The following is an 18,479-nucleotide window of genomic DNA, read 5'->3' as shown; positions in this document are numbered from 1 at the left end:
GGGATGGTGTGGGGGCGTTAGTTCGGAGTGACGTCGGGCCAGGTCAGGGTGGAGGCGCCCCAGGTCAGCCCGCCGCCGAAGGCGGCCATCGCCGTGCGGTGCCCGGCCCGCAGCGTGCCCGCTCCGACCGCATCGGCCATCGCCAGGGGGATGGACGCCGCAGCGGTGTTGCCGACCCGGTCCAGGTGCACGGGGAAGCGCGCTCGCGGCAGCCGCAGCTGGTCGGCAACCGCGTGCATGATGCGGACGTTGGCCTGATGGACGATGAAGACGTCGATGTCCGAGGGCTCCCACCCGGCCCGGGCCGCGGCCTCGACCGAGGCATCCGTCATGCGTTCGACGGCATGGCGGAAGACCTGCCTACCCGACATGCGGAAGTAGGGGTCGGCCGTGGCGATGGTCTCGGCGCGGATGGGGTCGCGCGCTCCGCCTGAGGGGACCTTGATCATTTCGCTCCCCGTGCCGTCACTCCCCAGCACCAGCGGCCCCAGGGCTCCGGCCTCATGGGGGTCACCCGCACGGAGGACGACGGCCCCGGCTCCGTCTCCGAAGATGGCGCGTGTGGAACGGTCCTGCGGATCAAGGATGCTGGAGTACGTCTCCGCGCCGATGACCAGCACGCTGCCGGCTGTCCCGGCGGCGATGAGACCGCCGGCGGCCGCGAGTGCGTACAGGAAACCCGTGCATACCGCTGCCAGGTCGAAGGCGGGCACGTTGCCGAGACCGAGCTGGGTTGCCACCGAGGGGGCCGTGCCCGGGCACGGGCGGTCGGGAGTGGTCGTCGCCAGAATGACGGCGTCCACCGAATCCGTCGCCGCGGACTTCAGCGCCCGCCGGCCGGCTTCGACCGCGAGGTCCGAGGTCGCCATACCAGGGCCGGCGACGTGGCGCTGTCCGACCCCGGTGCGGCTGCGGATCCATTCGTCGGACGTGTCGAGCTCCCGGGCCAGGTCCTCGTTGGTGACCACGTGCGGGGGAAGCCAGGTGCCCAGGCCGCACAGGACCGCGGCGTGCCCCATCAGGCTTCACCCACACGGGACTTCGCGGTCCGCTCGGCCTCGGCCACCTGGCTGCTGACGTCGCCGAGATAGTCGGACACGTCCAGGTAGGACCGCAACAGCGATACCTCCACGTAGGGCATGCCGTGTTCCAGCAGGTATCGCTTCACCAGCGGCTGGGCCCGGCGCAAGTTGCGGCGTGGCATGGAGGGAAACAGATGGTGCTCTATCTGGTAGTTCAGTCCGCCGTAGAAGAAGTCGGTGACGCGGTGGGGCAGGATGTTGCGAGAGGTCACCACCTGGCGGGTGAGCCAGCCCAGCTCCTCCTCCTTGCCGTCCCGCACGGGCAGGCCCTTGTGGTTGGGCGCGAACAGCAGCCCCATGTAGAAGCCGAAGAGCGCCTGGTGCACCGCGATGAACGCCAGCGCCTTCGCCGGCGACAGGACGGCGAAGACCACGCCGAGGTAGCCGACGATGTGCAGCGTCAGGAGTCCGAGGTCCACCGCCACGTGCTGATTCAGAGCCCCCTTGCGGGCCGCGATGTACCCGGAGAGGTGCATGCGCAGCCCTTCCGCCATGATCACCAGATAGAACATCCACGCCTGGTGTCGCACGATGAACCGTGCGAGCGCCCCGGTCTTCTTCGCCCTGTCCTTCGGGTCGAAGATGACCTGCCGCCGAAGGATGTCGGGGTCGCGGGAAAGGTGGTTGGGGTAGTTGTGGTGCTTCGTGTGGTGCCCCACCCACCAGCCGAAACTGACCCCGGTGAGCAGGTTGCCGTGGATGTAGCCGATGACGTCGCCGCCGAGGCGCTTACGGAAGATCTGCCGGTGTCCGGCGTCGTGGCCGATGAGATCGGTCTGACCGAAACACAAGGCCAGGAAGGCCGCGACGGCGAGCTGCCACCAGCTCTCCCCGAGGAGGGCGAAGGCGGCCCAGCCGGCGGCGAGCAGAAGCGCATTACAGATGATCTTGAACGTGTAGTAACCGGGCTGCAGGTTCATCAGGCCCTCACGCCTGACCAGGCGGGAGACTTCGTCGAAGCTTGCCGGGACGGGGCCGGCGGCGCCGCTGGTCGTGGTCATACCGCCTCCTCGAGTCCCATGAACGCCAGTCGGGTGCGCTGCATGCGATGGGCCCAGTCCTGCCCCGTCTCCATGCGCTCCTGAGGAGTGGTGTCCTTGAGGCGACGTCCCGGCCATGCCTCGTAGTCGCCCAGCAGATGACCGTGCTCCTGGATACCCTGCTGGAACAGGTTCTCCCGGCGTAGCAGCTGCTCGGAGGTGGGCAGCCTCCCCCAGAGCTTGTAACCCTCCGCCATGAGCTCCAGCAGCCTCGGCTTGTCCTGCGGCCGCCTACGGAGGTGTTCGCGCAGGATGGAGCTGCCGACGGTCAGATGGCGGATCTCGTCGATGCCGGCACCCCGTTCGATGTCGGCCGCGGCGGGGTCGAAGACCCGCCACTTCCGCTCGCTGAGCTCCGCGGCCGGGGCGAGCACACCCTCCACGAGTACCGTCAGGATCAGTACGCCGCCGATGAAGTCCCGCTCGTCGCGAAGCACGCGCAGACCGAAGTCCTCCAGTGGTACGAGGATGGCGTCCCGGTCGTCGGCTGCCAGTCGGTCGATCTCGGCGGACAGCTCGCGCTCGGCGGTTCCCAGCTGAAGGAGGTGGCTGCGGAACACCATGGCGTGCCGGGCCTCGTCGATGAGCTGGGTGGCATAGAACTCCATGCAGTCGTTGTCCGGGGCCAAGGCGACCAGGTGGCCGATGGCCCGGGTCGCCTTCTCCTCGGCGAGGGACCGGAAGGCCAGCTCCTGCTTCAAGGCGGTGTTGAGGGGACCCTCCTGGCGGACGACGTCCAGCGGCCGGACGGAGTCGGAGTGCCCCAGCACGCGCCCACGCAGGGTTCCCTGGGGCACGGCGTTGAGCCAGTAGGACAGGTCGCATGTCGCGGCCGAGAGTTCGAGGTTCAGCGCCCCCTCCATGAGCGAGGGCGCCTGGTCCCAGTCCGCTTCGACGGGGATGTGCGCTGACGTCATCACTGTTTCCTTTCCGTGTGCGGTGTACAGGACGGTCCGGCGAGCAGCGCGCCGGCGAAGTTGACCAGGGGAGCTCCGGATCCGGCGGCACCGGACAGCACGCGCGCCATCACGAGCTCGTGACCGCCGACACCGACGGTCCGGACGATTCGGCATTCGAGCCAGGAAACGGCGCCGCGAAGCCGGGGCGCCGCGCAGGTCCTGGGCTCTGCCCATGCCTCTGGGGGCAGCTGGTCCAACCCTCGGGGCCGGTGGCGACGAGCGAAATGGCGAGCGAGGTACTCGTGTTCGGCGGCCAGGCCGTTCGCCATGAAGGTCGATGCCGCGAGGAGGGAGCTCAGGCCGCGACTGCCGCACCGGAGCGCGACACAGACCATGGGCGGATCACCGGGTATCACGATCAGTGTGCTGACCGTGATGCCCTCGGCCGCCTCCGCGCTCCCGTACGTCAGCACCGCCACACCGGTGACGAAGTTCCGCACGGTGCGGTGCAGTGCGGGATCAGCGGTGGTCGCCCGTGGTGACGGCCGGCCGACGGCAGCGCTCGTCATGCGGGTGTGCTCGGTGAGGCGACGCCGCCCGTTGAGGCGCCGGCCCGGTACTGGGTGCGAAAGAGCCGGTACGCCTCGTGGGTCTCGGGCTCGAAGCGCAGCCCGAAGGGCTTGAGGTAGTTGCCGAACAACGCCCGGTCGCCGAAGAGGTGGATCGGCAGAGCCAGCAGCGCCCATTCGAATCCCCACAGCCAGATCCACGCGAGAGCGACGAGGCCCTGGATGGCGAGGCTGTGCATCGTGTTGTAGAGCACGTAGTACGTCTTCGGCACTCCGTGGCCGCCCCGTCGCCGGAACCGGACCGCTCCGGGCAGATAGCCGATGAGGTCGATGTAGACGAAGAGTCCGATGGCCGGCCACCAGCGAACCTCGTCGAGATGGGCGAAGAAGAGCACCACGCACACCACGAGCCCCAGGCCGTACTCCGCCCGGATCAGACGGAAGGTCGTGGGTGTCATGAACAGGTTCTTGGTGTCCATCAGTTCACCTGTGCGTCGGCGAGGGAGGGCGGCGCCGCCGGAGGCTGTGCCACGGCCAGGGCGAGGGCTTCGTCGCCGACGACGGATCCCCTTCCGAAGAGTCCGATGACGACCCGCGCGATGGTCTCCTTGATGACTCGTTGGGCAACGGGGTCGAGGATTCCGGCAAGGCTGGGGATACCGAAGTCGAACTCGGCCCGGAAGTCGACCCGGCATCCATCCGCTGTCCCGGAGATCTGCCAACTGCCCGCGAACGCGTCGAAATCCCCCTCCAGTTGGTTGAAGACGATGGAGAGGTCCTCCGGCCGGAAGTGGTCGGACTCGGTCCAGCGCAGAATGCCGTTGCGGAAGTACACCTCCCATTCGCTGGTCTCCATTTCGGCGTTGATCTCGTGGACGGTCACGGAACGGACCACGGGCACGAGTTCGGGGTACCGGGCGAACTGCCCCACCTGGTCATAACCGGCAGTCGCGGAGATGCCGGGCAGATCGACGGCCACGTGAACACTACGCATGGGCGGAGCCACCTTCGTAAGTCGGAACGTATCGGGCTGCCTGCGCGAGACATGCGCGGTCGAACGCCTCGTACAGGAACTGCACTTCCGCGGCGTTCAGAATCGCGGGCGGTGTGAGCCGGAGCACCAGGTGCGAGTTGAGCGAGTGGTTGGCCACAACTCCGTGCGAGATCAACTCGATCAGGAGATCTCCCGCCGGTCCCGGGACGGCGAACTCGATGCCGATCAGCAGGCCGCGTCCTCGTACCTCGCGCACGATCTCCCCGAAGTGCTCACGGGCGATACCCGCGATGACGCCCAGCATGTCGCTGCCCAGTTCGCGGGCACGCGCCACCAGGCCCTCCTCCTCGATGGCGGTCAGGGCCCCGCGTACGGCAGCCATGGCAAGGGGTGTTCCGGAGAAGGTCGAGGTGTGCAGATAGGGGTCTTTGTCGAAGGCGGTGAACGCCTCCGGGGTGGCGAGTACGGCGGAGACCGGCATGATGCCGCCTCCGAGAGCCTTGCCCGCGAGCAGGGCGTCGGGAGTGACGCCCTCGTCGTCGGCCCCCCACCAGGTACCGAGCCGACCCAGGCCGGTCTGGATCTCGTCCAGGACGAAGAACGCGTCGTAGGCGCGGCAGAGGGCCCGCACCTCCCGTAGGTATCCGGACGGGGGCAGAACGACCCCCGCCTCGCCCTGGACGGGTTCGACAACGAAGCACGCCCGGCCCGGCATGGTCGCCAGAAGGCCTTCGAGGGCCGCCGCATCGCCGTAAGGCACATGGTGGACGCCGGGAAGGAGGGGTCGGAACGGTTCCTGGAAGACGTCCTTGCCGGTCATGCTCAGGGCGCCCATGGTCTTGCCGTGGTAGCCGTGATGCGTGGCGATCAGCTGGTCCTTGCCCAGCGTGCGGGCGAGCTTGATCGCGGTCTCCACGGCCTCGGCCCCCGAGCAGGCGAAGTGGACCCGCTCCAGGCCCTCCGGGGCCTTGGCCACCAGTGCCTGCGCCGCGAGCGCGGCCTGTGGTTCGAGGAAGACACGGCTGGCCACCGGGTGCCGGTCGAGCTGCTCGGCGACGTGGCGCACGACCGTGGGATGGCGGGCGCCGGTGATCAGGACGCCGTAGCTGCCGCAGTTGAGGAACCGACGGCCGTCATGGGTGGTGATCCACGCTCCCTGCGACAGGGTCTCGATGTGGCCACCGAAGAGCTCCCCCAGCGTGGCACGGCCCTTGCTGAGGTTCGCCCGGTAGAGCCGGCCGATGTGATCGCGGTCGTAGGAGGGGGGATCCGAGGAGTTGGTCATCTGGTTTCCTCACGCCAGCCGCAACGGCTGGCCGGCCACATGGTCGACGAAGGGTGCGGCGAAGCTGGAACGCGACGGGGGGTGGAAGGAGAGACCGTTCGACGCGGCCGCCAGATAGCCGATGTCGCCGCTGCTGATGAACGCCATCCCGCCGAGGAGTTCGACGGCCTGTCGCACGGCGTCCGCTATGGCGTCCTGCGCGCCGTAGCGTGCCACGAGAGCCTTGCCGAGAGCGGTGTTGTCGTTCTCTCCCGCCGCGATCATCCGGGCGATTCCCTCCAGCAGGAGGGAGGCCGACTCGAGCCTCGTGGCCAGTTGGGCCCGCTCGGAGACCGAGCCTCGGCCGGCCTTGATCACGCGCTCCGCGAGCGCGCCGGCGATGCCGCAGTACGAGGCGCTGATCAGCATCTCGAACCAGATGAAGCCGACGGTCTGCAGCTTGTCCAACTCGCCGCTGTCGCCCAGTTCGGTGCGCATGACCTGCTGCTCGTCGACGAATACGTCGGTGAGCCGCACTTCGTCGCTCTCCGCGCCCGCGAGGGCCCAGCTCGACCAGAAGGGGTGAACGCTCAGGCCTTCGGTCTGGCGGGGAACGAGCAGCACGGCCATGTCGCTGCTTCCGTCCTCGTTCGGCAGTGCGACGCTGGCCGTCAGGAGGTCCATGGAGGCGGAGAGGCTGCACGGCTTCTTCGAGCCGTTGATACGGAAGCCCTTCCCCTCCGCCCGTGCCCGCATCGCCGGGGTGAGAATGCCGCTTCCCGGCCGACCCTCCGCGAAGGCGGACGCCACGAGAAGGTTCTGCTCCACGATTCCCTCGAGAAGTACCCATTCGACTCCGCTGCTCTGCAGGCTGTCCGCGAGGGAGAAGAGGGTGGCGACGGAGAAGTGATGCATCGTGGTGGCCACGGCCAGCGAGGGTGACGTCGCGGCGAGAGCCCGTGTCACATCCATCGCTTCCAGCGGTCCGGCGCCGAGCCCGGAGTACGTCTTGGGGATGACCAGACCGGGGCCGCCATGCGTACGGAAGAGGTCGATCGCCGGACTGCCCGGACGTTCCAGGTCTTCCAGCGAGTGTTCGCCGAGGGCGTCCAGCAATCCGGGCAGATAGCGGTCACAGGTCTGGCGTGCGGCATCCAGTGCGCGCATGGAGAGACTCCTTGGCAGGGGGCGGGAAGGTTACGGGTTCCTCGTGTCGCGCAGAGTCCGCCAGGCGCCGAAGACCGCGTCACGCGGGCGGGATCCGGTGCTGATGCTCACGCCCTGGACATGAGAGGTCCGCAGGATCGGGTAGTTGGCCTCGCCGAAGACTCCGCCCGTGAGCCCCGTACCGCCGTGGGTGGGCAGACAGGGCAGGAACCCGATGTGGGAGTCGTTGACTTTGAGCAGTCCTCCGTTGCTCACTCTGGCCACGAACCGGTCGACCGTCTTGGCGTCCTTGGCCCACAGTGAGTTGCGCAGTCCGTACGCGTTCGAGTTCACGAAGTCGATGAACCGCTCGAGGAGTTCCTCGTCGGGCGCCTGCTCGGCGACCACGATGGGAAGCAGGGGGAAGAACGTCTCGTGCTGTACCGCGTCGACTTCGCGGGCCGCTGCCAGGCCTCGGACGACGATCACCGTCGGTTCGAGGAAGATCCCGTTCGGGTCGCGGCTCTCGTCCAGTTGCATGGCGTGACCGCCACAGGCCAGCTCGGCTCCCTTGGCCACCGCGTCACCGAGGAACGTGAAGAACTTCTCGTTGCGCAGCACGGGTGTGAGCAGGACGTCAGGCTCGGTCGGGTAGCCAGGCCGGATGTGGCCGACCTTGCGCACGAGTGCGGCGATCAGTTCGTCAGCCACGTCCGGGTGCACAAGCACCTGGTTGGGGATCATGCACAGCTGCCCGGAACCGTAGAAACTCTCGGTCAGGGCCTCCGCGGCCAGGTCGAGGTCCGCGTCCTTCCAGACGGTCACGACGTCGTTGCCTGCGAGTTCGAGGATCGGCTTCTTGCCCTGCGCCACACAGCGTGCTTCGAACTTGGTGCCGTTCTCGCTGCTGCCGAAGTAGATGATGTCGTTCACCTCCGGACTGGCCAACCAGGCAGAGAGCATGGGCCCTGGGTCTCCGCAGACCACGTTCAGGGTTCCCGGAGGAGCGCCCACCTCGTCGAGTGCGGGGGCCACGATCTCCTGCATCACGTACATCACGCCGAGTGGGCCGCTGCGCGGGGCACGGACGATCAGCGCGTTGCCGCCCATGACAGCGGTGACGCCGAGCAGAGCGCTGGAGAGCGGCGCGTTCTGCGGTGGGTTGAGACACACCACACCATCGGGCTGCCGCCGAACGAGCAGACGCCGCTCCCCTCGGTGGAACTCCTGCAGCATCTGGGACCGGTAGAAGGCGATGGACTCGGAGCCGAAGCATTCCAGCATGCCCGATACCTGCCACTGGGCGAGCATCAGTGGATGCCCCTCTGCGACGAGGATCTCCGCTATCTCCTCGGCGCGCTCGGAGAGCCTCTGGTGGATGAGCCGGCCAAGCCGGTCGATCCGTACGTCGAGCGGGTACGCGCCCCAGCTGGGCGCGGCCTCCGCCGCGGCGTCGGTCGCCTTCTGGATCGTCACGCGATCCGCCTTGGCGACCCGTCCCACGACGGCACCGCGCTGGTCGGCGACGGTGACGAGCCCCTGTTCCAGCTTGCGCTTGAGGGTCAGACTCGAGAAGACGTCATCGAGCAGCGCGCTGGAGTCGAGGACGTAGACCCAGTCAGCACCCTCCAGCGGCTCCCCCTTCACATAGGAGTGATAAGTGCGCAGAGGGTCGGATTTTCGAGGTGGATCGGATCTCCGCTGCGACACCGGGCGAGACAGCTGTGTACTGCCCACGAATGCTCCTCACGGTTCGGATTCTCACGACGCTGACCTCGTCGGGATGATTCCAGAGCCGTCTTGAAGGCGGCTGAGATCCCACTGATACGAAGCTGTCAGCACCCTGCCGCCGCCTACTGTTACGTTCGCGAAACCTGCTTGGGATATGACGATGGAGTGCGCTGATGAGTCAGTCGGTGGAGCCGTCAGAGCAAATTCTGGGATCGGCTCTGAAAGCAGTGGGAGAACATGGAGACAATCCCAGCGCTTTCCTCGCGGTCAATGAGGGGAACGAGTACTTCCACCACGGGGACGGATGCGTTATCGCTTACCGAGCCGCCGGAAGGTACTTGATTCAGTTCGGCGGAGTCTTCGGACCCCCCGAACAGCAGCGTTCAGCGATACGCGATTTCCTGGGGCACGCACGGAAGACACGCAGGAAGGTGGTGAGTATCCAGCTGCAGCGGGCGGACGCCGAGCTCTACAGCTCCGAGGGTTTCACCGTGAACCAGGTCGGCTCGTCGTACGCCGTCCATCTTCCTGATTTCACTCTGCGTGGCACACGGTTCGTGAAGCTGCGCAACAAGATATCGCGAGCGACACGCAGCGGACTGGACGTGCGAGAGGTCTCGTACCTCGACGCCGAGAACCGGATCGAAGCGGTCGACCGGGCCTGGCTTCGGTCGAAGGGCAGGCACGTGAAGGAGATCGAGTTCCTGGTGGGGCAGTTGGGAGGCCCGGCACAGCGTCACCGCCGACTGTTCGCCGGCTTCGTCGACGACGAGCTCGTGGCCTACATCTCCTACTCGCCGTCGTACGGTGCTCGGCCGGGCTGGCTTCACGATCTGAGCCGGCGACTGCCCCATGCCATGCCCGGTGTCATGGAGGCGATCAACGCTGCCGCGGTCCAGAAGTTCATCGAGGAGGGTGCCGAGTGGCTGCACTTCGGCTTCACCCCGTTCACCGGACTCGACCCCGCGTGCGAGCTCCCCGGGAACAGCTCACTGACCGGCAGACTGATGAGGCTCCTGGCGGAGAAGGGCGGATCGGTCTATCCGGCCGCCACCCAGCTGGCTTACAAGGAGAAGTGGGGACCGCACCTGGTCCTGCCTGAGTACCTGGCGTTCGAGGGTGGTGCCAGCTTCGGGGCCATCTGGCAGATCCTCCGGGTGACCAAGTCCATCTGACGACGCCGAACCTGGCCGCCGGGCCGGCCCGGGCCTCAGCTTGGCCCGCGGAGAAGGGCGGCCTCTTGGCGGAGGATCGCGGCCAGGGTTCCCTGAAGGGCCGGGCTCGGTTCAAGACCGAGCTCCGCGGTGAGGCGGTGGCGCAGTCTGTGAAACGTGCTGATGGCATCCGCCTGACGGCCACAGCGGTACAGAGCGGTCATGAGCTGCTCACACAGGCGCTCCCTGAGCGGATGACGTGACAGCAGCTCCTCAAGCTCCGGCACCGCCTCATGATGGGCCCCCAACGCGAGCCGGGCGTCGATGACCAACTCTCTCGCCATCAGTCGCGTCTCCTCCAACCGGGCCGCAGCCGTACGGCAGATCATGCCGTGTCCGGTGTCGAGCAACGCCGGGCCACGCCACGTGGCCAACGCCTCCGCGAGGACAGTGACAACCTTCCCCGGATCGCTACCACGCAGCCGGCCCGCAAGTTCCACGTCGGCCACGAACCTCGACGCGTCGACGCAGGCGGGCGACAGCGCGAGCATGTACCCGGTCCCCGAAGTCCGGATCAGCCCGCGCATCGTCTCCTTCCCACTGTGCTGGACGAGCGCCCGCCGCAGGCGCGCAACGTGCCCCTGAAGTGAGTTCGCGGCGCTCCGCGGGGGCCGCTCACCCCACAACTCGCCAAGCAGATCGAAAGATGAAACCGTCACCCCTGGAGACAGGGCCAACGTCGCCATGATGGCCCTGACCTTCTCTCCGGGGATGTCAATCGGGACGCCGCCATCCAGAACCGCCAATGGCCCAAGGACACCGATCTCCATGCCATCCCCCAGACTTCGTAATGAATAGACGAACGCGCACAACAAAGGCGCATGACCGGATCTCCGGGAAACGGACTGCTGCCGTGCGAACGCGTTGAGGACGCATGGCAGAAAGCTGAGATTCCCAGGAGATTACGAGTCAAGGCCTCGCGAAGGACACGCCGATCGGGTCGCCCCCTGGACGACGCCAGAACATACACGTGGGCTGACTCCCACAACAAGCCTCACCTGAGGAATTCGGGATGCAGAGGGCGAGTGAGCGGATACCGGATCCCGCCATGACCAGGCGATACAGCATATCGACTCGCCGGCGCATCGACTTGCCTCCGACTTCGAGGGCCGATTCAAAGGAATACGCAAGAACGCGCGGTGGCAACGACATCACCTTCCCGTACAGCAACCCGTCCCGCGGGGGTCAGGCGGCGCCAGCCGAAGGCCGGCAGACGTCACGACGGACCCCGACACGCGATCAAGTGTACGAGATGAAACTCGATTCCACACAACTATCACAGGTGTAGCCTCGCCTACAGGAACTTTAAGTTAATCAGCAGTAACTAACTCGCTACACCGCGAGGACTCCCGTGCGTGGGGACCTCGGGGTGGGACCGCTGGCCCCACAGCTCGGCGTAGGCGGTCGGCACGCCGCCGAAGCACACCAGCGACGCTCCATGCGATGTGCGCATGCCTAAACATTGCGGACACCCGATGGGACAGCACACACGTTCTCCCGAGATCTCGAACCTGGCCGCCCCCCGCCGTGGACTTGGCTCCCGTACGCCGCGCATGCTGGGGCCGCCCCCTCCGTCGACCTCGACACCACCGGACCAGGGGCTTCCACCAGGAGATTCACGCAGGACCGACCAGCCGTCAGGGTGTTCCTCCGCCTGTCTCGGGCGCGCGTCCCGGCACCCTCAGGCACTTCCCACCCGGAAGGCTCCCCAGGGGCGGCGCGGGAGCCATGACTCCAGCCAGGCTGGTGAACGTTGCCCCCTACGTGCCGCCGGGAGGAGTTCCGGTCGCATCCAAGCAGCATTGTGACGGGTCACAGCATCACCCATCGATGCCGGACGGTGACCCCAGGTGCGCGTTCCGTAACTTCCGCACGGACAAAACATCGCGCGCCAGTCACGCTGGGCCCGCCGACAGCCCTACGGATTTCGCATTCGTTTATGCCCATTCAGCGCGATAAGGCTCGAAACGCGACTTGTTGAACCCTCCTGGTCGGGTGGGGCCGGTGTGATGATTCGGCAGTTCGGGAGGGAGTGCTCGGCCGAGGTTCCACGCGGGGGAACCGGCTGCGGAGCCGTTGGCCGCCCGCGGCGCCGACGTTCCCCTGATCACCTCGGTCGCGGTGCTCTCGTCAAGGCGATCAGCCCTCGGATCAACCACGCCGCCCCGAAGTGGGCGCTGCGCCGGCCGCGGGTCGAACCGGTCACTTGCCCCTCGCTCAGTCTGCGACCACCCTGCTGGGCAAGGCTGCACTGCGTGGCCACATGTGCGCCACCGACGCGCTGTTCTGCGCCACGGCCCTGGCACAGCCGGGTCACGCCACGATCCTGACATCCGATACGGAGGAGAGCACCATGCCCATCTCCCCTCGCAGCCGTGTGGCCATCGTGAAGTTCGGGCGCAGCCCCCCCTTGTCCGTCGCACGGTGTCCAGTCACAGAGAGCCGCGCGGCCGCCCTCCTCCTGCCCCTCTCTCGACAACGGATGCGCCTCGGAGCCAGGCGCGCGCATCCGCTCCCCAGCGCGTACGCCGCCAGGTCTCCCGCGAAGGGCGACAGTGCCGGCATGACGAACCTGGCCGTCCGTCGGGGTGCGCTCACACCCGATCACGTAACGCGGCCACTTCCCCTCTTCAGGCCGACAGTCGCGGCGAGTTCCTCGCCGAGGCCGCGAAGGAGCCCCCCACTCCGATCGAACGGGGAGCTGACCCGGGCTTTGCTCACTGAGCACACCTTTCGTCACCCGTTCGGCCCTGTCCGCAGCGCCGCACGAGGGTTCCGCGGCGAGGCTGTGGGGAAGTGTCGAACGGTTCGCGGTCGCGTCGAGGGATCAGGTGGCGGCTGCGGCGGATCAGGAGGGGTCGTCATGGCCTACATACCCAAGCGGGCCACACCCGCCACAGCTGCCGCGAACAGTGAGGCCGTGGCCCGGTACGACATGGATGATCGGCAGGACTTCGCCGATGCGGACCGGGGCTTCATCGCCCCCTTCCCGGACAAGCTCTACGGAGCGGACGGGCACCTCATCTTCGACGCCGCGCGGTTCGACTACCTGGCCGAGGACGCCTCCGCGCCGGACACCGTGCACCCCAGTCTGTGGCGGCAGTCGCAGGTGATGCGCAAGGGCGGCCTGTACCAGGTGGTCGACGGCATCTACCAGGTACGCAACAACGACCTGGCGAATCTCACCGTCGTCGAGGGCGACAAGGGCCTGGTGATCGTCGACTGCATGTCCTCCGTCGAAGCAGCGGCGCAGGGCATGGCGATGATCCGTGAGCACGTCAGCGACAAGCCGGTCGCCGCAGTGATCTACACCCACACCCACATCGACCACTACGGCGGGGTCAAGGGCGTCGTCAGCTCCGAGGACGTGGCCTCCGGGAAGGTGCCGATCATCGCGCCCGGCACCATCACCTCCTTCGACAAGCACGCGATCGGCGAGAACGTCATCGCCGGCAACGCCATGTCACGCAGGGCCGGCTACGCCTTCGGAAGTCTCCTCGACCTGAGTCCGACCGGGTGTGTCACCTGCGGCATCGGCATCACGTCGCTCCCCGGTGTGACCGTCTCGTACATCTCGCCCACGGACGGCATCACGGAGACGGGGTCCAGGCGTGAACTGGGCGGGATCGAGTTCGAGTTCCTCTACGCGCCGGACACCGAGGCGCCCGAGGAGATGCACATCTGGATCCCGGAGCTGGCGGCGCTGACCTGCGCGGAGAACGCCAACCACTCGCTGCACAACATCCAGACGCTGCGCGGCGCGCGGACCCGTGACGCCCGCAACTTCGCGCGCTACCTCGACGAGACGCTGGAGCGGTGGGGCGACGAGGCTCGGGTGCATTACGGGCCGCACACCTGGCCTGTGTGGGAGAACGGGGCCGTGACCGCGTTCCTGGAGTCACAGCGCGACACGTACAAGTACATCCACGACCAGGCTCTGCGGCTCGCGAACAAGGGGTACACGCCTCTGGAGGCGGCCGAGGTGATCGAGCTGCCGGAGGAGCTGGGCCGCAAGTGGTTCAACCGCGGCTACCACGGCACGCTCCACCATGACGTACGGGCCGTGTTCACCAAGGAACTCGGGATGTGGGACGGTGATCCGGTCTCCCTGCACTCGCACACGCCCGTCGAGTCCGCCCGGCGGTTCGTCGAGCTGATCGGAGCCGAGCGCGTCATGGCCGAGGGGCAGCGCGCCTTCGACGCCGGCGACTACCGCTGGGCGGCCCAGATCCTGCACACGCTCGTCTTCGCCCAGCCCGACCATCACGCCGCCCGCGGGCTCCAGGCCGACGCGTACGAGCAGATGGGCTACCAGGCCGAGGGGCCGCAGTGGCGCGGCATCTTCCTCACCGCCGCGAAGGAGCTGCGCGAGGGCGTCCAGGCCGCCACCTTCGCCACCGCGAGCCCGGACACCATCCTCGCCATGCCCGTCGGCATCCTCTTCGACTTCGTCGCCGTCCACGTGATCGGCGAGAAGGCGGCGTCGGCCGAGGTGCGCATCGACTTCACGTTCACGGACAACGGCGAGACCTGGACGATGTGGATCGCACGCGGCGTGCTCAACGCCCGCCGGGGCGCCTCGCCAGAGACGCAGCTCACCGTCACCGGCTCGAAACCCGCGCTCGTGGGTGTGCTGCTGGAGCCGGGCAGCGCCGCGAATCTGGTCGAGGCCGGGAAGGTCAAGCTGGACGGTGACGCCGGCGCCCTGGACACCCTCGCCGGGCTCCTCGACACCTTCGATCCCGACTTCGCCGTCGTGACCCCTTGACGTGCCCCCTCAGCCGAGAGCGCGGATCGCGGTCAGGACGTCCGTCATCAGCGCCGGGTCCGCGTCCCGGGCGCCACTGACCGAGAGGCGGTCGACCACGCCGGCGTAGCGGCGGTGGATCTCGCGGGCGACCGCGTCCGGTTCACCGGACACCGCGAACGTGGTGTACACCTCGTCGTCGATCAGCTCTCCCATCTCCCTCCACCGGCCCCGGACGGACAGCCGGTGCAGCTCCTCGTGGAGTGCGGCCCATCCGTGGGTCTCCATGACGGGTCGGTAGGCGGGGGTGGAGGCGTAGAAGGCGACCCGTTCGCGTACGGCGACGTGGTTGGCCCGTAGTTCCTCCTCGGTGCGGCCGGTCGCGGTCAGGACGTTGCCCACCACCTCGAAGGGGCGGGCCGTCCAGGCCGCGCCGGCCGCCTCGGCCTTCGCACGGGCCTCGCGGACTCCTGGGAGGGCCTTGCTCGTGAGGTACTCGACCGAGGTGAAGGGGTGGCTGAGGAATCCGTCGGCGACCGCTCCCGCCGTGGCGGTCATCAAGGGGCCCACCCCGGCGAGGAGGATGCGCGGGGCGCCGCCGGGCACCGGGTCGGGTGCGAAGACCGGGGTCATGAGGGTGTGGGTGTAGAAGTCACCGCGGAAGGTGAGCCGTTCGCCGGTCTGCCAGCTGTTCCAGATCACCCGGACGGCGTGGACGTACTCCCGCATGCGGGCGGCCGGGCGGTCCCACGGCATGCCGAAGCGGCGCTGGATGTGCGGCTTGACCTGGGAGCCGAGACCGATGACCGCCCGGCCGCCCGACGCCTCGTGCAGGCCCCACGCCTCGTAGGCGAGCGTCATGGGCGTACGGGCGAAGGCGATCGCCACCCCCGTGGCCAGCTCGATCCGGGAGGTCCGGTCGGCGGCCCTGGCCAGCTGGAGGAAGGGGTTGTGCGAGGTCTCGGCGACCGTCAGCCGGTCCATGCCCCGGCTCTCCGCGTCGCGGGCGGCCGCGAGGATACGGCCCGGATGCGCGGGGGCGGAGACGTCGAGGCGGAGGCGGCCGGTGGGGGTGGTGGGTGCGGTCACGTGGCCATTCTCCTCGGGGGTACGGGACGCGTGTACGCCGATACGCCGACCAGCGGGCCCCGGGCCCGCTGGTCGGCGCCACCGCGATGCGGCGGCCGGTCGGCTCAGGCGATGTCGATGACGGTGCGCAGCGCCTCGCCGGTGTGCATCTGACGGATCGCCTCGTTGATGTCCGTCAGCGGGACGTGGTGCGTGATCATCGACTCCAGGTCGATGCGGCCCGCGCGCCACAGGTCGATGATCGTGGCATAGGTGCGGCGGATGTCGTCGCCGCCGTAGAAGGAGGGCAGGATCGCCTTCTCGTTGAGGACCAGTTCGGCCATGCTGATGTCGGTCATCTCGGTGCGCGAGCCTGCGCCGACGAGGCAGACCGTGCCGCCGAGGCGGGTGGCGTCGTACGCGGCGCGCAGCGTGCCGGCCTTCCCGACGGCCTCGAAGGCGTAGTCGACGCCGAAGCCTCCGGTGAGCCGCTTGACGGTCTCCGCAAGCTCCTCGGGAGCGATGGCCTCCGTGGCACCGAACTTCAGCGCCCACTCGCGGCGGTTGGGCGTCGGGTCGACGGCGATGATCCGGGCCGCACCGGCGACCTTGGCGCCCTGGAGGATGCTGATGCCCACTCCGCCGAGACCGATGACGACGACCGACGAGCCGGGCTTCACCTTGGCGGTGTTGAGGGCGGCGCCGATGCCGGTGGTGACGCCGCAGCCGATGAGGGCGGCGATGTCGTACGGAACGTCGTCGGGGATCGGGATGGCGGCGTAGGCCGCGATCACGGTCTCCTCGGCGAAGGTTCCGGCGCCCAGCATGCCGGGGACTGCCGTCTCCCCGCTGCGGAAGTTGAGGTGAGCGAGGTTGCGGTAGCCACTACGGCAGAGGTGGCCGTTGCCGGCCTTGCAGGAGGGGCAGACGTCGCACGGCGGCATCCAGCAGACGATGACACGGTCGCCGGGCTTGACGTGGGTGACGCCCTCGCCGACCTCGATCACCTCGCCGGCGCCCTCGTGGCCGGGGACGAACGGCGCGGGGTGCGTGAGCACACCGCTCATGGCCGAGAGGTCGGAGTGGCAGAGGCCCGCCTTGTGCATCTTGACCCGGACCCGTCCCGGGCCGAAGGACACCGATTCGACGTCGACGACGTCCAGGGTCTCGTCACCGGTCTTGTGCAGGACTGCTGCGTGCATCATGTGCTCCTCGTGGCTGGGGAAGCTGCTCAGGCCCGGGTGGGGGCGGGCAGGTGGATGGTCTTGGTCTCCTGGTACGCGGCGAAGCCCTCGGGGCCGAACTCGCGGCCGATCCCGGAGTCCTTGTAGCCGCCGAACGGGCCGGCGACGTCGAAACGCTGGCAGTTGACGGAGTACGTGCCGGTGCGGATGCGCCGGGCGATCTCGGTGCCGTGCTCGTCCGTGCCCGCCCAGACGGTGCCGGCCAGACCGAAGGGGGAGTCGTTGGCGATCCGGACGGCGTCGTCCTCGTCCTCGTAGCGGATGAGGCAGATGACGGGGCCGAAGATCTCCTCCTGGGCGATGCGCATCCCGTTGTCGACGTCGCCGAACAGGGTGGGTTCGAGGTACCAGCCGGTGCTCAGGCCCTCGGGGATGCCGCCGCCGGTGAGGACCTTGGCACCCTCGTCCTGGCCGATGCGGATGTAGTCGAGGTTCCGCTGTCGCTGCTGCTCGGTGACCATCGGACCGATCACCGTGGCCGGGTCGGACGGGTCACCGACCTTGAGCGAGGCGACGGCCGCGGTGAGCTTGGCCGCGATCTCGTCGTAACGGCTCGCCGGGGCCAGGATGCGGGTCAGGGCGACGCACGCCTGGCCGCTGTTGGCGAAGGCACCCATGACGAGGCTCGGCAGGGCGGCGTCGAGGTCCGCGTCCTCCAGGAGGATCGCCGCGGACTTGCCGCCGAGCTCCAGGGTGACGCGGGTGAGGTTCTGGGCGGCGGCGGCCATGATCTGCTTGCCGGCGCCGACCGATCCCGTGAAGGCGACCTTGTCGACATTGGGGTGCCCGACCAGGTAGGCGCTGGCCTCCCGGTCTGCCGGGAGAACGCTGAGCACGCCTTCCGGCAGCCCGGCGGCTTCGCACACCTCGGCGAGGAGGTAGGCGTCCAGGGGCGTCTCCGGGGACGGCTTGAGGACGACGGTGCAGCCCGCGAGCAGGGCGGGCGCCAGCTTCCCGGCGATGGTCAGCTGCGGCACGTTCCACGGAGTGACGGCGGCGACCACGCCGACCGGCTCGCGCCGGACCAGAAGGGGGCCGGTCAGGCCGGGCCGCTCCTCCTCCGTCGCGAGGCCGGCGGCGACGGCGAGGGTCGCGCCGAAGGTGGCGACGGCGCTGAGGGCCTGGGCCCGTACGGAGACGGTGATGGGGCAGCCGTTCTGCAGGGTGATCAGTTCGGCGAGCTCCTGGTGGCGGGCGAGGAGACCGTCCTTGATCCGGGTGACGATCTCGATGCGCTCGGCGGGCGTCATGCGGGGCCATGGGCCGTGGTCGAACGCCTCGCGAGCGGCGGCCACCGCGCGGTCCACGTCCTCGGGCGTCGCGTGAGGCACGCGGCCGACGACCTGCTCGGTCACCGGCGAGACCACCTCGATGGTGTCCGGGCCGGCGGGCTCGGCCCAGCGGCCGCCGATGAAGAGCGTGCGGTGTTCCAGGATGTCGGTCATGTGCGGAGTCCTCGCTTCGTTGCGGGGTGGGCCGTA

The 18,479-nt window shown here is 68.3% G+C and carries 15 protein-coding genes; 2 read left to right on the top strand and 13 right to left on the bottom strand.

Annotation, left to right across the window (positions count from 1 at the left end; genetic code table 11):
- Positions 1 to 17: 17 nt before the first annotated feature.
- From ABZ621_RS18215 to ABZ621_RS18175, 9 genes are read right to left on the bottom strand one after another with little or no spacing between them, the layout of a single operon-like run.
- Complete coding sequence (locus tag ABZ621_RS18215) at positions 18 to 1,019, bottom strand: beta-ketoacyl-ACP synthase III (protein ID WP_360605568.1); 1,002 nt, start codon at positions 1,017 to 1,019, stop codon at positions 18 to 20.
- Positions 1,019 to 2,083 carry an acyl-CoA desaturase gene (locus tag ABZ621_RS18210; RefSeq protein WP_360605566.1) on the bottom strand — a complete coding sequence of 355 codons (1,065 nt, stop codon included), beginning with the start codon at positions 2,081 to 2,083 and terminating at the stop codon, positions 1,019 to 1,021. The genes ABZ621_RS18215 and ABZ621_RS18210 overlap by 1 nt, the downstream gene beginning before the upstream one ends.
- On the bottom strand, positions 2,080 to 3,039 hold the full coding sequence (locus ABZ621_RS18205; protein ID WP_360605564.1) for a VlmB-like protein: 960 nt from the start codon (positions 3,037 to 3,039) through the stop codon (positions 2,080 to 2,082). The genes ABZ621_RS18210 and ABZ621_RS18205 overlap by 4 nt, the downstream gene beginning before the upstream one ends.
- Positions 3,039 to 3,590 (bottom strand): flavin reductase family protein, encoded by a 552-nt coding sequence (locus ABZ621_RS18200; protein ID WP_360605562.1) that lies wholly within the window; start codon positions 3,588 to 3,590, stop codon positions 3,039 to 3,041. Before ABZ621_RS18200 ends, ABZ621_RS18205 begins: the two co-directional genes overlap by 1 nt.
- Entirely contained in the window at positions 3,587 to 4,069 is a 483-nt protein-coding gene (locus ABZ621_RS18195) for a hypothetical protein (RefSeq protein ID WP_360605560.1), read from the bottom strand. The genes ABZ621_RS18200 and ABZ621_RS18195 overlap by 4 nt, the downstream gene beginning before the upstream one ends.
- Complete coding sequence (locus tag ABZ621_RS18190; RefSeq protein ID WP_360605558.1) at positions 4,069 to 4,569, bottom strand: SRPBCC family protein; 501 nt, start codon at positions 4,567 to 4,569, stop codon at positions 4,069 to 4,071. The genes ABZ621_RS18195 and ABZ621_RS18190 overlap by 1 nt, the downstream gene beginning before the upstream one ends.
- 7 nt (positions 4,570 to 4,576) lie before the next feature.
- The gene (locus ABZ621_RS18185; RefSeq protein WP_360605556.1) at positions 4,577 to 5,869 is read right to left on the bottom strand and encodes an aminotransferase class III-fold pyridoxal phosphate-dependent enzyme; all 1,293 of its coding nucleotides are present in this window, start codon (positions 5,867 to 5,869) and stop codon (positions 4,577 to 4,579) included.
- Positions 5,870 to 5,878: 9 nt separating this feature from the next.
- On the bottom strand, positions 5,879 to 7,015 hold the full coding sequence (locus ABZ621_RS18180) for an acyl-CoA dehydrogenase family protein (RefSeq protein ID WP_360605554.1): 1,137 nt from the start codon (positions 7,013 to 7,015) through the stop codon (positions 5,879 to 5,881).
- 30 nt (positions 7,016 to 7,045) lie between these two features.
- Positions 7,046 to 8,641: an aldehyde dehydrogenase gene (locus tag ABZ621_RS18175; protein WP_360605552.1), complete on the bottom strand. Its 1,596-nt coding sequence runs from the start codon at positions 8,639 to 8,641 to the stop codon at positions 7,046 to 7,048.
- 257 nt (positions 8,642 to 8,898) lie between these two features.
- On the opposite strand from ABZ621_RS18175, the gene ABZ621_RS18170 reads away from it, so the two are divergent.
- Positions 8,899 to 9,900 (top strand): DUF2156 domain-containing protein, encoded by a 1,002-nt coding sequence (locus ABZ621_RS18170; RefSeq protein ID WP_360605550.1) that lies wholly within the window; start codon positions 8,899 to 8,901, stop codon positions 9,898 to 9,900.
- A 35-nt stretch (positions 9,901 to 9,935) separates the two neighbouring features.
- Here the strand turns inward: ABZ621_RS18170 and ABZ621_RS18165 are convergent, their stop codons facing one another.
- Complete coding sequence (locus tag ABZ621_RS18165) at positions 9,936 to 10,709, bottom strand: AfsR/SARP family transcriptional regulator (protein ID WP_360605548.1); 774 nt, start codon at positions 10,707 to 10,709, stop codon at positions 9,936 to 9,938.
- Between the two features lie 2,093 nt (positions 10,710 to 12,802).
- On the opposite strand from ABZ621_RS18165, the gene ABZ621_RS18160 reads away from it, so the two are divergent.
- On the top strand, positions 12,803 to 14,707 hold the full coding sequence (locus ABZ621_RS18160) for an alkyl sulfatase dimerization domain-containing protein (RefSeq protein WP_360605546.1): 1,905 nt from the start codon (positions 12,803 to 12,805) through the stop codon (positions 14,705 to 14,707).
- A 9-nt stretch (positions 14,708 to 14,716) separates the two neighbouring features.
- Here ABZ621_RS18160 and ABZ621_RS18155 read toward each other — a convergent pair whose 3' ends face one another.
- The 3 genes from ABZ621_RS18155 to ABZ621_RS18145 all read right to left on the bottom strand — a co-directional run bounded on the left by ABZ621_RS18155 (position 14,717) and on the right by ABZ621_RS18145 (position 18,443).
- Positions 14,717 to 15,775: a TIGR03617 family F420-dependent LLM class oxidoreductase gene (locus ABZ621_RS18155; RefSeq protein WP_360605544.1), complete on the bottom strand. Its 1,059-nt coding sequence runs from the start codon at positions 15,773 to 15,775 to the stop codon at positions 14,717 to 14,719.
- A gap of 104 nt (positions 15,776 to 15,879) precedes the next feature.
- Complete coding sequence (locus ABZ621_RS18150) at positions 15,880 to 16,956, bottom strand: zinc-binding dehydrogenase (protein ID WP_360605542.1); 1,077 nt, start codon at positions 16,954 to 16,956, stop codon at positions 15,880 to 15,882.
- Between the two features lie 29 nt (positions 16,957 to 16,985).
- Positions 16,986 to 18,443, bottom strand: a complete 1,458-nt coding sequence (locus ABZ621_RS18145) for an aldehyde dehydrogenase (protein ID WP_360605540.1) — start codon at positions 18,441 to 18,443, stop codon at positions 16,986 to 16,988.
- Positions 18,444 to 18,479 lie beyond the last annotated feature (36 nt).

It is taken from the genome of Streptomyces sp. NPDC007863 (assembly GCF_040633895.1).
GTDB lineage: Bacteria > Actinomycetota > Actinomycetes > Streptomycetales > Streptomycetaceae > Streptomyces.
The sequence above is the reverse complement of the archived record's forward strand: the minus strand, read 5'-3'. Positions and strand labels throughout refer to the sequence as shown.